Origin of the sequence: Sphingomonas sp. Leaf33, assembly GCF_001421785.1 — a bacterium.
Classification (GTDB): domain Bacteria; phylum Pseudomonadota; class Alphaproteobacteria; order Sphingomonadales; family Sphingomonadaceae; genus Sphingomonas.
Genome location: NZ_LMLB01000001.1, coordinates 1,329,708 through 1,343,068, shown reverse-complemented (window position 1 = coordinate 1,343,068; position 13,361 = coordinate 1,329,708). Strand labels below are relative to the sequence as shown.

At 68.3% G+C, this 13,361-nt stretch carries 10 protein-coding genes; 1 reads left to right on the top strand and 9 read right to left on the bottom strand.

Translation table 11 applies throughout. The features are described 5' to 3' along the window. Window positions 1-5: 5 nt before the first annotated feature. The 4 genes from ASE86_RS06650 to ASE86_RS06635 form a co-directional block, all read right to left on the bottom strand. Window positions 6-1,868 (bottom strand): tetratricopeptide repeat protein, encoded by a 1,863-nt coding sequence (locus tag ASE86_RS06650; protein WP_162233316.1) that lies wholly within the window; start codon window positions 1,866-1,868, stop codon window positions 6-8. 79 nt (window positions 1,869-1,947) lie between these two features. Beyond that, window positions 1,948-3,300: a PEP-CTERM-box response regulator transcription factor gene (gene prsR / locus ASE86_RS06645; protein ID WP_056423862.1), complete on the bottom strand. Its 1,353-nt coding sequence runs from the start codon at window positions 3,298-3,300 to the stop codon at window positions 1,948-1,950. Next, window positions 3,297-5,324, bottom strand: coding sequence for an XrtA/PEP-CTERM system histidine kinase PrsK (gene prsK, locus ASE86_RS06640; RefSeq protein ID WP_056423860.1), 2,028 nt, complete (start codon window positions 5,322-5,324; stop codon window positions 3,297-3,299). Before prsK ends, prsR begins: the two co-directional genes overlap by 4 nt. A gap of 16 nt (window positions 5,325-5,340) precedes the next feature. Continuing rightward, window positions 5,341-6,729 carry a TIGR03013 family XrtA/PEP-CTERM system glycosyltransferase gene (locus tag ASE86_RS06635; protein ID WP_056423858.1) on the bottom strand — a complete coding sequence of 463 codons (1,389 nt, stop codon included), beginning with the start codon at window positions 6,727-6,729 and terminating at the stop codon, window positions 5,341-5,343. Window positions 6,730-6,894: 165 nt separating this feature from the next. Here ASE86_RS06635 and ASE86_RS06630 point away from each other — a divergent pair, with 165 nt between their 5' ends. After that, window positions 6,895-7,956: a mannose-1-phosphate guanylyltransferase/mannose-6-phosphate isomerase gene (locus tag ASE86_RS06630; protein ID WP_082441723.1), complete on the top strand. Its 1,062-nt coding sequence runs from the start codon at window positions 6,895-6,897 to the stop codon at window positions 7,954-7,956. Between the two features lie 18 nt (window positions 7,957-7,974). Here the strand turns inward: ASE86_RS06630 and ASE86_RS06625 are convergent, their stop codons facing one another. The 5 genes from ASE86_RS06625 to ASE86_RS06605 form a co-directional block, all read right to left on the bottom strand. Then, window positions 7,975-8,412: a globin domain-containing protein gene (locus ASE86_RS06625; protein ID WP_056423854.1), complete on the bottom strand. Its 438-nt coding sequence runs from the start codon at window positions 8,410-8,412 to the stop codon at window positions 7,975-7,977. 215 nt (window positions 8,413-8,627) lie between these two features. Continuing rightward, window positions 8,628-10,271 carry a chaperonin GroEL gene (gene groL, locus ASE86_RS06620; protein WP_056423851.1) on the bottom strand — a complete coding sequence of 548 codons (1,644 nt, stop codon included), beginning with the start codon at window positions 10,269-10,271 and terminating at the stop codon, window positions 8,628-8,630. Between the two features lie 56 nt (window positions 10,272-10,327). After that, entirely contained in the window at window positions 10,328-10,615 is a 288-nt protein-coding gene (groES, locus tag ASE86_RS06615; RefSeq protein WP_056423849.1) for a co-chaperone GroES, read from the bottom strand. Window positions 10,616-10,755: 140 nt separating this feature from the next. Next, on the bottom strand, window positions 10,756-12,165 hold the full coding sequence (locus ASE86_RS06610; RefSeq protein WP_082441721.1) for an MATE family efflux transporter: 1,410 nt from the start codon (window positions 12,163-12,165) through the stop codon (window positions 10,756-10,758). Between the two features lie 60 nt (window positions 12,166-12,225). Beyond that, window positions 12,226-13,269, bottom strand: a complete 1,044-nt coding sequence (locus tag ASE86_RS06605) for a hypothetical protein (protein WP_156347048.1) — start codon at window positions 13,267-13,269, stop codon at window positions 12,226-12,228. Between the last annotated feature and the right edge of the window lie 92 nt (window positions 13,270-13,361).

Here is a 13,361-nt window from a genome sequence, read left to right as displayed (position 1 = left end):
GCGTCTTATGCGCGCAGTTGCGACAGGTGCCAGCGGACCTGCGGATTGGTCGGTGCCAGGATCGCCGCCTTGCGCAGCAACTGCCCGGCACGGGTCCGATCGCCGGCACGCAGCAGCGCCCAACCGTAGGCGTCGCATGTAAGCGCACTCGCCGGCGCGAGACGATACGCCGCGGCACCCGTCGCGACCGCCTGCTCGCCATCGTAGACCAGCGCCAGCGCCGCCAGCACCGCCGCATCGCCGCCGTCGGAGAGCGTGCGCAATCGCTCAAGCGGGCCGCGCGCCGCGGCGGGGTCCTGTCGGGCAAGGGCGCTGAGCGCCGCAAGCCGCCAGCCGGTCGGATCCGCCGGATTGGCCGCGCGATAGTGGTCGAGCGTGGAACGGACATCGTCGGTCGCCGCCAGCCGGAGCATTGCGGGCGCATCGAGGCGCAGGGCAGCACCGCGGCGGTAGGCACCGGCCGCCGCCGACCGACGGCCGGCCAGATACTGCGCATCGCCGTAAGCCAGCCACGCAGCCGGACGCATCGCGCTCAACCGAACGAGCGGGGCGGCGACCGTCACCGCGGTCTGCGTCTGCCGTTCGTCCAGCAGCGCGCGCAGCAGCGGTACGGTGGTCGTGACATCGCCGGCCGTTGCCGCGGCGGCGGTAATCGCGATGCTGTCCTCCGCCGCGAACTGCCGCGCAGGGCCGGCGCCGAGCGTCGCGGCGCGGTCGAGCAGCCCCGCCGCCGTCGCGCGGTCTCCGGTGTGCTCGAACGCGCGGGCCGATACGATCAGCGTATAGGAATCGGCGTCGTCGCGCAGCGCGACCGGCCGCAGCGTCGCCAGCGCCTCCTGCGCCGCATCCAGCCGAAGCAACGCCACGCCCAGCAACTGGCGCGCACGGATGTTCATCGGTTGCAGGCCGATCAGGTTGCGCAGCCGCGCCACCGCCTGTTCGTTGTCGCCGCCGTCGATGTCGAGCATGGCTCCGAGCAACAGCGCGCCCGGCGTCCGGTCGAACCCGCCACCGACTCGGTCGAACAGCGCGCGGGCAAGCGTGAACTTGCCGGTCCGCGCCGCCAGCGTGGCGAGCAGGTAGAAGGCCTGCGGATCGCCGGGCCGAACGGCCAGCGCGCGCCGCGTCGTCGCCAGCATCGCCCGCCCCTGCCCCACGTCGCCCAGCGTCGCGGCGTGGTCGATCAGCGCGGCGTAGCTGTTCGGATCGCGCGCGAGCGCCCGCCGCTGCCACGGCAGCGCCGTCACCAAGCCGACGCGCAAGCGCGCGACGCGCGCCCGGGCCAGCAGCGCATCGACACGGGCCGGATCGAGCGCGACGGCGCGGTCCGCTGCCAGCCGCGCGCGGCCGAGATCTCCTTGGGCTAGGCTGAATCGCGCAATGTCACTCCAGAGTGCGGCATCATCGGGCGCTTGGGCCAGCGCGCGGTTCCACACCATCTGCGCGCCGGCAATGTCGCCGTTGGCAGCGAGCGCCAACGCCTCGATCCGGCGGGCATAGCTGCGGTCGGCATCGGGCGCGGTCTGCGCGATCGCCAGCGCGCCGGTCGCGTCGTTCTGCAACAGCCGGGCATGGGCGCTCATCGCCCGCGTGGTCGCGCGCGGCGTCCCGGCATCGACCGCACGACCGATCTCGGCCTCCGCGGTCAGTCCGTCGCCTTCCGCCAGGGCTGCGCGGGCCGCGGCCAGATGCGCCGGTGCCGAGGACACGTCGGCCGCGACCGCTTGACGGGCGAGCCCCCGCGCGCCGGAGACATTGCCGGCCCGCAATGTGGCATCGCTTCGCGCGACAAGCGTGTTCGCGTCCCGCTCGACGGCGGTTGGACGCAGGAGCGCCCGCACACCCAGGCCGGCCGCGATCAGCAGCACGACGGCAGCGATCGGACCCAGCAATCGCCGACGGCTACCCTGCGATGTCCGGGACGCGCCGCGCCGGCGCCAGCGACGCCTACGGCTGGAGGTCATAGGCGCGCATCAGATCGTACAGCGTCGGCCGGCTGATCCCCAGCAGACGCGCGGTGCCGGAAATATTGCCGTCGCTGCGCGCCAATGCGTGGCGGATCGCCTTGCGGTCGGCCTGTTCGCGGACATGGCGCAGGTTGATCGCGGCCGCATCCTCGCGCGTGCCGAGATCAAGGTCGGCGGCGGTGATCTTTGTCCCCTCCGCCATGATGACCGCGCGCTTCACCCGATTTTCGAGCTCGCGGACATTCCCCGGCCAACGATGCGCGTCGATTGCGGCCAGCGCATCGGCGGCGAGCGTCGTCGCCCCGCTCTTCATATGCGCGGCGTGGCGCTTGACGAAGGCCTTGGCCAGCAGCGCGGCGTCCCCGGGGCGCTCGGCCAGCGACGGTATGCGCACGACGATCTCAGCGAGACGATAATAGAGGTCTTCGCGGAAGCTCTGGTTGGCGACCATCGCGTCGATGTCGCGGTGCGTCGCGCAGACGATGCGGACGTCGATCGGGATCGCCCTGCGCCCGCCGATCCGCTCGATCACGCGTTCCTGCAGGAAACGCAGCAGCTTAACCTGAAGCGGCAGCGGCACGTCGCCGATTTCGTCGAGGAACAGCGTGCCGCCGTGCGCCTGCTCGATCTTGCCCTCGGTCGTCTTCACCGCGCCGGTGAACGCGCCCTTCTCGTGCCCGAACAGCTCGCTTTCGAGCAGCGTCTCGGGGATGGCGGCGCAGTTGATCGCGACGAACGCACCCTTCCGCCCGCTTGACTGATGCAACCCGCGCGCAAGCAGTTCCTTGCCGGTGCCCGACGCGCCCAGCAGCATCACCGACACGTCCGCCGAGGCGACACGTTCGATGGTGCGCGTCACCTTCAGCATTTCCGGGCTGGCGGTGATCATGCCGCCCAGAACGGTCGTCCCACCCACCGCCGACGCCGCGGCCAGCCGGCGGTTCTCCGCCTCCAGCGCATGGACGTGGAACGCGCGGGCCACGATCAGGCCCAGCGCGTCGATGTCGATCGGCTTGGCGTAGAAGTCCCATGCGCCCTCACCGATCGCGCGTAGTGCGCTGTCCTGCGCGCCGTGGCCGGACGCCACGATGACCTTCAGGTCGCGTTTCAGCGCCAGCATCTCGGCGAGCGTCGCAAAGCCCTCGGTCGTACCGTCGGGATCGGGCGGCAGGCCCAAGTCGAGGGTGACGACCGCCGGCTCCTCCGCACGCAGCAGTGTCAGCGCTTCGTCACGGGTTGAGGCGACCAGCACGCGGTAACCATCATACGCCCAGCGCAACTGCCGCTGGAGCGCGGGATCATCCTCGACGATCAGGAGGACGTTGTCGGTCATGCGGCAATCTCGATGGCGGCGGCGGCGGGCAGGATGACGCGGAACGTCGATCCCTCGCCTTCGCGGCTGGTGACGGTCACGGTGCCGCCCATGGTTTCGGCCAGTTGCCGCGCCTCGAACGCGCCGATGCCGAAGCCATCGGGCTTCGACGAGGCGAAGGGACGGAACAGGCGGTCGCGGATGAAGCCGGGCGACATGCCGCAACCGCGATCGATGACGGCGATGACGGCGCGCTCGCCCTCGACCGATACGGTCAGGCTGACAGGCTCGGCCGCCGGACTGGCTTCGACAGCGTTGCTCAGCAGATGCGCGACGATCTGGTCGAGGCGAGACGGATCGGCGAGTGCAACGGCGTGCCCGTCGCCACCGGCGACGATCGGATGCCCGGCGCGACGGGTGGCGGCAATACGCTGCACGAAATCGAGCAGCGGCACCGCTACCGGCGGTTCGGCCCGCCCACGCGGGCCAGCCGACAACCGACCGAGCAGCAGCGTCATCTTGGTCGCCGAATCCTGCAACGTCGCGACCATATCGGCGCGGAAATCAGGATTGTCGGCGTGGCGTTCGGCATTGCGGGCGACCAGGCTGAGGCCGCTCACCAGATTCTTGATGTCATGGACGATGAAGGCGGTGCGGCGGTTGAATTCGTCGAAGCGTTGCGTGTCGGCCAGAGCCTCCTGCGCGCGGGCTTCGGCCAGATAGCTCGCGACGCCGCGGCCGGCGACCTTCAGCAGGTCGAAATCCTCCCAGTCGAGCGCCCGGTCGACACTTGGGCGCGCGAGCAGCACGACACCGACCAGCGTGTCGCGGTGGAGCATCGGCACCGCCGCCCAGATATCGCGATCGTCCAGCATCCATTGCGGCACGCAGGCCAGGTCGACGGGATCGGCGGCGTCGGTCCTCAGGTCGTCGAACGCCAGGATGCGCGCGGTCATGGTCAGGTGGCGGACGAAGCCTGCGTCCGCCGTGCCGCCGGCGGCCAGGCTGTTCCATCGCGCCCCGACGCCCAGGCCATCGCCTTCGGGTACCAGCAGCAGGCCGCGGTCGGACATCGTCAGATCGGCGATCGCCTTCACCACGCGTTCGCCGAGCGGCAGGTCGCCTTCCCCGGCACCGAGCGTTCCGGTGAACCGCAGCCATTCGGCGCGATAGTCGTAGCGGTGGGTGAACAGATGCTTGGCGATCTTCACCTTCGCCCAGGCGCGCAGCCAGGGCGAGGACATCAGCGTCACCGCCGCGACGGTCACCCCCAGCACGAACGCGGTCTGGACGATCCGGGCGTAGTCGCCGGCCGCCGACAGCGCGCTGGTCCCGGCCGCGAGCACCGCGAAATAGGCGGCGACCGCAACCAGCGAAAAGGATTGATAGGCGACCGTGCGCGACACCGCGACCGGCCGGTGCGCCCCGGTCCGCAGCGCGAGCGCGGCTACGGCGGCCGACAGGACCAGCAAGACGCCGCGAAAGACGAACAGCATGACCGGCCAGTCGCCCGACAGATAGGACACCGTCGTCACCGCCAGTTCCGCTCCCCAGACCATCGCCAGGGCCGCGCACAACAATCTCACAGCGCCGTCGCTTCGCGCCATCGCCAGGTTGTTGACCAGCACCAGGCCCGACACCGCGACCAGCATCCTGAGCAGGGTCGCGACGGCAACGATCCCGGAGCGCGCCATCGGCAACGCAGGCGCGCCCAGAGACAGTATCTGCACGATGGTCGAGATCACGATCACCCCGGCCACCACGCCATAGACCGGGATCAGGCCGAGCGGCTGGGCGGCGGCGCGACGATGCAGGATGGCCATGACGCCGAGCATGGCCAGCGCGTGCAGTCCGGCCATCAGCCGCGTCGCCGGGTCGAGCCCCCCGACGCCCGCCACCGCCAGCGTCCAGGCCGCCCCGATCGCGAACATCACGACCAGCGGCCGTCGCGGCAGACCCGCGACATCGCCGCGCGCCGCCGCGAACGCGACGGCCGCGAACAGCAACGCCGCCAGCGCATGGCTCCAGAGGGTCAGTTGCTCCATCGCGGCGCGGTGCCCGTCAGCGGGCGCCGTCGGGCCACAGCACGACGCGCATCGTCTGCAACAGGATCAGCAGGTCGAGGAACGGCGAATAATTCTTGGCGTAGTACAGGTCGTATTCCAGCTTCTGCCGGCTGTCCTCGATCGATGCGCCATAGGGGTAGTTGATCTGCGCCCAGCCGGTGATGCCCGGCTTCACCATGTGACGCTCGGCATAATAGGGCAGCTTGGTTTCCAGATCCTCGACGAACTGCGGGCGTTCGGGGCGCGGACCGACGAAGCTCATCTCGCCCTTCAGCACCGACCAGCATTGCGGCAGTTCGTCGATGCGGAGCTTGCGGATGATGCGGCCGATGCGGGTGATGCGCGGATCGTCCTTTTCCGCCCAGACCGCGACCCCGGCGACTTCGGCATCCGTGCGCATCGAGCGCAGCTTGATGCAGTCGAAGGGCACCCCGTACAGGCCGACCCGGCGCTGGCGGTAGAAGGCGGCGCCCTTGCTTTCGATGCGGATGGCCAGCGCGGTCGCCAGGATCAGCGGCAGCGTGAAGACCAGCAGGATCAGGCTGGCAAGGACGTCGAACAACCGCTTGAAGACGCCCGACAGCATCCGTCCCGACGAAAAGCCGTCGGAAAAGATCAGCCACGACGGATTGACGCTGTCGAGGTCGACGCGCCCGGTCTCGCGCTCCAGGAAGGTCGAGGTGTCGTTGACGTGGACGCCGGTCGTCTTGATCCTGAGCAGATCCTTCAGCGGCAGCGCGTTGCGACGCTCCTCAAGCGCCAGCACGACTTCGCTGGCGTTCAGCAGCACGACGTGGTCGGCAAGGTTGTAGATGGCGTCGCGCGCAATCGCTTCGGGGATAACGCGGTTGCTTTCGCTCATCGAGACATAGCCGACGACAGCGAAGCCCGCCCCCGGCCGCCGCGACAACTGCCGCAGCCGCTCGGCGCGCGCGCCCGCCCCCAGCACGACGATGCGGCGCTTGAACGCCTGGCTGCCCAGCGTCTTGCCCAGCAGGATGCGCAGCAGGACGAGCGAGACGACGGCCAGCGCCATCGCGTAAAGCAGGTTCGATCGCCACAGGCTGAACGCCGGCACGATAAAATAGACCGCCGACAGCGCCAGCACGCCAAGCGCAATGCCGACCGTCAGCCGCACGGCGGCGAAGCGGATCGACTGCAGCGATTCGGCCGAATAGACGCCGACCCCGACCATCGCGATCTCGATCGCCAGGGCAAAGCTGACAAGCTGGGGCAGACGTGTATGGACGGGTTCGATCGCCATGCCGACTTGGGCGGCGCGGATCGTCCAGCCGAATTCGGCGGACATCATCAGCAGGATGATGTCGAGCACCCCCAGCAGCAGGACCGCATTGGGCACATAATGTTTGAACAGGCGGATCATGGCGCCCCCAATCCGGCCAAGCAGGGTGTAAAGCGTACCGACACGCATCCCCTGTCGCGCAAATTGGCGAAGATTTCCTGAACGTGCGGAAATACCGACAGGTTTATGCGTTGTTACGACCGGGCAACTAGTCTCATAAAATTCGAACAGGGAGTTTCCGCGACAATGCCAGCCGCGCCATCGATCGTACCCGTCATTCTTTCTGGCGGGTCGGGCACCCGGCTGTGGCCGATGTCGCGCAGCGAACGCCCCAAGCAGTTCCTGGCGCTGACCGCCGAGGAAACGATGTTGCAACTGACCGCGCGCCGCGCGCTGCCCGACCGTGGCTATGCCGCACCGATCGTCGTCGGCAACGCCGCGCACGCCGACGATGTCGAAACGCAACTCGACGCGATCGGGATCGGGCCCGCGGCGATCATCCTGGAGCCGATGGGCCGCAACACCGCCCCCGCCATCGCGCTGGCCGCGATCGCGGCGGGCGGCGGCGACCAGCCGTTGCTGGTGATGCCGTCCGACCATGTCATCACCGATGTCCCTGCCTTCCATGCCGCGATCGCGGCGGCGCTCCCGCTGGTCGAGGACGGCTGGCTCGTCACCTTCGGCATCACGCCGGACGCGCCCGAGACGGGCTATGGCTGGATCAAGGTCGGCGAACCGATCACGCAGGGCGTCCACCGCGTCGAGCGCTTCATCGAAAAGCCGCCGCTCGACCGAGCGGAAGCGATGCTGGGCGAAGGCGGTCATGCCTGGAACGGCGGCATCTTCCTGTTCCGCGCCGATCGCTATCTCGAGGTTCTCGGTCGCGAGGCGCCAGAGATGGTCGCCGCTGCACAAGCCGCAATGGACGCCGCGCGGCGCGACGGCATCCGCATCTGGCCCGACCCGCACGCCTTCGCCGCCTCGCCCTCCGACTCGATAGACTATGCGGTCATGGAAAAGGCCAACCGGGTCGCCGTCGTGCCCGTCGCGATGGGGTGGAGCGATCTCGGCAGCTGGGATGCGCTGGACGCGATCACCGACAGCGACGCGACGGGCAATACCCATGCCGGCGAAGTCATCGCGGTCGACACGCGCAACTGCTTCGTCCGCGCCGACGGCATCCGCGTGGCGCTGGTCGGCGTCGAGGATCTGATCGTGGTCGCCAGCGGCAACGACGTGCTGATCCTGCCGAAGGGCCGCAGCCAGGACGTGAAGAAGATCATCGAAGCGATGAAGGCGGCCGGGTGATGGGCCGACGCGCGCAGTCTATCCGGTGATAGCGTCGGCGTTCGGCGAGGGCGGGTAGGCTGCGGCGATCATGGTGTCGGCGATCAGGCCGTACGCCTCGATCCACGCCGCGCGCACGCTGTCGTCGAAATCGTCCGGGCAGACGACCTCCAGCATGTCGATGATGGCGGTGCCGACGATCGCGTAATGATCGCGGCGGACGCCGTAGCCGTCGTGGCGGATCGCCAGATCGGTCAGCGTCGGTACCATCGCGTCGAAGCGTGACAACCCGGTGATGATCGTTGCCAGCGAGCGGATCAACACGCGTCCCTGTTCGTCCATGTCGCTCTTGAACAGCGGCCGAGTCTCGGGCGCCAAGTCGAACAGCCGCCCGTAGAACACACCGGCCGCGCGTTCGGGGTCGAACAGGACGTGGACGAAAGTATCGCGGATCTGTTCGATCTGACGGGCGTGCATAGAGGCATCCTGCGGCGACGTACCCGCACTCTACAGGCGATCCGAGCAAACGACAAAGGGCCGATGGAATGATCCACCGACCCTTCGTGGTTTTCGCATCGGGCGGGCGACGGCGAAGCCGCCGCCCTGACGTCAGACGGTCTGGCGGCAACGCCGCCGAACCGCTGGCCGTTCTGATTTTCTGTCCGGAGCGGCACCGCCGCTCCGGTCGAAAATCAGAAGTCCATGCCGCCCATGCCGCCCATGCCGCCGCCGCCCATCGGCATCGCCGGCTTGTCTTCCGGCAGCTCGCTGACGGCCGCTTCGGTCGTGATCAGCAGGCTGGCGACCGACGCTGCGTTCTGCAGCGCGGTGCGCACGACCTTGGTAGGGTCGATGACGCCGGCCGCAACCAGGTTCTCGTACGTGTCGGTCGCAGCGTTGAAGCCCAGCGACGTGTCGTTGCCATCGAGCAGCTTGCCCGAGACGACGGCGCCGTCGTGCCCGGCGTTCTGCGCGATCTGGCGAACCAGCGCGGTCAGCGACTTGCGGACGATATCGATGCCGCGGGTCTGGTCCTCGTTCGCACCCTCGACGCCGTCGAGCGCCTTGGTCGCGTACAGCAGCGCCGTACCACCGCCCGGGACGATGCCCTCTTCGACGGCCGCGCGGGTCGCGTGCAGCGCGTCGTCGACGCGGTCCTTGCGCTCCTTCACTTCGACTTCCGACGCACCGCCGACCTTGATGACGGCAACGCCGCCGGCTAGCTTGGCGAGGCGCTCCTGGAGCTTCTCGCGGTCGTAATCGCTCGTCGTGACGTCGATCTGCTGGCGGATCGCGTCGGTGCGGCCCTTGATCGAATCGGCTTCACCCGCACCATCGACGATGGTGGTGTTGTCCTTGTCGATCGTGACGCGCTTCGCGGTGCCGAGCATCCCGAGCGTGACCGTCTCGAGCTTGATGCCCAGATCTTCGCTGATGACTTCGCCCTTGGTCAGGACGGCGATATCTTCCAGCATCGCCTTGCGACGATCGCCGAAGCCCGGTGCCTTCACCGCTGCGACCTTCAGGCCGCCGCGCAGCTTGTTGACGACCAGGGTCGCCAGCGCCTCACCCTCGATGTCCTCGGCGATGATCAGCAGCGGGCGACCCGACTGCACGACCGCTTCTAGGATCGGCAGCATCGCCTGCAGCGACGACAGCTTCTTCTCGTGGATCAGGATATACGGGTCGTTCAGCTCGACCTGCATCTTTTCCGGGTTCGTGATGAAGTACGGCGACAGATAACCGCGGTCGAACTGCATGCCCTCGACGACGTCCAGCTCGAAATCGAGGCCCTTGGCCTCTTCGACCGTGATGACGCCTTCCTTGCCGACCTTCTCCATCGCTTCCGCGATCTTCTCGCCGACTTCCTTGTCGCCGTTGGCCGAAATCGTGCCGACCTGCGCGACTTCGGACGAACCCGAGACGGGCTTCGAGCGCGACTTCACGTCCTCGACAACCTTCAGGACGGCGAGGTCGATGCCGCGCTTCAGGTCCATCGGGTTCATGCCGGCCGCGACCGACTTCATGCCTTCACGCACGATCGCCTGCGCCAGCACGGTTGCGGTCGTCGTGCCGTCACCGGCGACGTCGTTGGTCTTCGAGGCCACTTCGCGCACCATCTGCGCGCCCATGTTCTCGAACTTGTCCTTCAGCTCGATTTCCTTGGCGACGGTAACGCCGTCCTTGGTGATGCGCGGTGCGCCGAAGCTCTTGTCGATGACGACGTTGCGGCCCTTCGGCCCCAGCGTGACCTTGACCGCGTCGGCCAGGATATCGACGCCGCGCAGGATGCGCTCCCGCGCGTCGCGGCCGAATTTTACGTCCTTGGCTGCCATGATGGCTACCCTTTCAGATTACGAAGTTGAGAAAGTTGAGAGGTGCGAACGATCGCTCAGCCGATGATGCCGAGGATGTCGCTTTCCTTCATGATGAGCAGGTCTTCGCCGTTGACCTTGACCTCGGTGCCCGACCACTTGCCGAACAGAACGCGGTCGCCGGCCTTGACCTCGAGCGGGTGGATTTCACCCGACTCGCTGCGGGCGCCGGTGCCGGCCGAGACGACCTCACCCTCTTGCGGCTTTTCCTTGGCGGTGTCGGGAATGATGATCCCGCCCGAGGTCTTTTCCTCGGCCTCGACGCGGCGGACGAGCACGCGGTCGTGCAGCGGACGAAAGTTCATGGGGTGTCCCTTTATCCAGTCGGATGAATGCATGTTTGGCACTCGACGGAATCGAGTGCCAGCAGCCGGGATATGTGGAGGCGCCGGCGCGGCGTCAACGACCCTGGAACAAATTTTTGACGTGTGCGTGACGCTACCGGTCAGACCGTGGCGGGAACGAGGCCAAGCCGTTCGCGTATCGCCCAGCGCCAGACCAGCAGGATCGAAACGGCCAGCAGCCCGACCGCCAGCCCCATCCACACGCCCACCCCCTGCATCCCCAGTGGAAAGCCCAGCAGCACCGCGGAGCCGAAGCCCGCGACCCAGTACCCGATCGCGGCCAGCACCATCGGCACGCGGGTGTCCTGAAGTCCGCGGAGTACACCCGCGGCAACGACCTGAGCCCCGTCGAACAGCTGAAACGCGGCGGCGACCGCGAGATACTGGACGGCCAGCGTCACGACCCGGGCGTTGTCCGTCGCATCGACGTCGATATAAGCCGACACGAACGCGCGCGGTGCGACCCAGATGGCGAGTGCCGTCAGCACCATGAACCCGGTACCGAGCGTCAGCGCCACCCACCCCGCGCGACCGATCCACACCCGGTTCCGCGCGCCATACGCCATGCCGACGCGGATCGTCGCGGCCTGCGATATGCCGAACGGCACCTGGAACGCGACGGCTGCGATCTGGAGCGCGATCGCGTGCGCGGCGACTTCGGTCACGCCGATCAACCCGACCAGGAAGGCGGCAGCCGAGAACAGACCGCCCTCGAACGTCAGCGTCACGGCGATCGGCACGCCGATGCGGATCAGCTCGCGCAACCGTGCCCATTCGGTGCGCCACCAGTTGCCGAACAGGCGGTACCGGCGGATGCGCCGGTCGGTGAGCGCGATCACGGCATAAGCCAGACACATCGCGATCGACGTGACCACGCTGGCAATCGCCGAACCCGCCAGACCCAGCGCCGGGAAGCCCCCGTTGCCGAAGACCAGCAGCCAGTTGCCGAGCAGGTTGACGCCCAACGCCGCCGCCGCGACTCCGATCGCCCAGCCCGGCCGCCCGAGCGCGGCGATGGTGATGCGCAGCACGCTCGCCAGGATGGCGGGGATCATCGCCCACAGCAGGATGTCGAGGAACTGGTCGGCGACGCCCGCCGCACGAATATCCTGCCCGATCAGCAACAGGATGTCGCGGCCATGGGCCAGCGCCAGCATGAACGGCAGGCTGGCCAGCACCGCCAGCCACATCGCCATGCGGAACGACCGCCGGACCTCGCGCACCGCATGGCGCTTGCGCCCCAGCTCCGCGGCGATCACCGGCGCTGCGGCGCCCACCAGCCCCTGGAGCGCGAACATGACGACGGAATAGAGGTACACCCCCAGCGTGGCCGCCGCGAGCACATCCGTCCCCAACCGCGCGACGAAGATCACGTCGCTGGCATAGATCGACATCTGGAGCAGGTTCGCCGCCACCAGCGGCCCGGCGAGACGAAGGAGCGCGAACACCTCCGCCCGCACGGTGGCGGGCGCGGACGCATCCAGCGCCTTGATGGGGAGGATGGCGTCCATGGCTGCGTGCCTTAGCCGCTCACGACCAAGCTGCAAACGCGAGCGGTTGCGCGGGCGCGCCTAACCGCGCGCGGCAAAGCGCTCCGCCAACCACCGCTCCCAATCCTGTTGCACACCGGCGACAGTGGTCGGCAGACCCGATCGGGTGCCCGAATCCGCCAGCCACTGTGCTGTCGTCTGCCCCTTCGCAAAGGCCTCAGCCACCGACCGGAAGGCGTCGCGACGCCCGCTGCGCGCACCTACATAGTCGGCGAACAGCCGCGCCTGCAGATAAAAACCGGAGGCAGCGGCCGCGACGCGGGCACCTTCGTCGCCGGTCAGCACCTGCACGCGCGCGCCGTCCTTCGGCAACGCGATCTTCGGCAGCGCCGGATGACCGCCGGACAGAAAGGTCGACAGGTCGATCAGTTTCGCCTTCGCATCTGCATCACCACCGCGGTAGATTTCGGCGAAGCGAGCGCGACGCGTGGCGGCCGTCGCATCGTCCTCCATCATCACCGCGGCGGTTTCGTCCATCCAGTCGGGCGCCGGGCCACCGTAATGGTCGCTGACGCGCACCTCCGCCTTTGGCCAGTAGCTGTTGATGAACCAGCCATGCCCCAGCTCGTGCGGCAGCGCGGCGGCCTCCTTTCGACGCAGTGCCTCCGGGGACAGACGGTCGGCCTGCTGCGCCAGTGCAGCCTCGACCATCGCGGCGGTACGCGCGGCGTCGAACTTCAGCGATTCGGCCTTTGCCGTCACTGCCCGGCGGATCGAGCCCCGATACCCCTCGGCCATGTCGGTCTCCGAAAGCCACGGCAGGCGCCAGACCACCCCCTTGCGCGCAAGCAGGGCGTCGAGTGCCGGATCGACCCGCCCGTCGATCATCTCGATGACCGCGTAGCTCGGTGCGCTCCGGTCGAACGCCGTCCGGAACCGCGTTTCGCCCTGCGTCGCGAGCGCGGCGAGCGCGTCGGCCCGCTCGCGGCCTTTGGCGACGATCAAGCCACCGCTGGTCTGGACGCAGTGCCACGCCGCCGGCACCGCCGCGGCAATCACCGCGCAGGTCGGACGCGCTCCGGCCGGATCGCCCAGTACCGCAACCAGCATCATTGCCCCGATCATTCCCGGCCCCTCACGACTCGACTACATTTGTAGTCATCGATCAAGAGCGGGTGTCCGTCAATGGCGTCGATCGTTCATTCGCGTCTTACCCC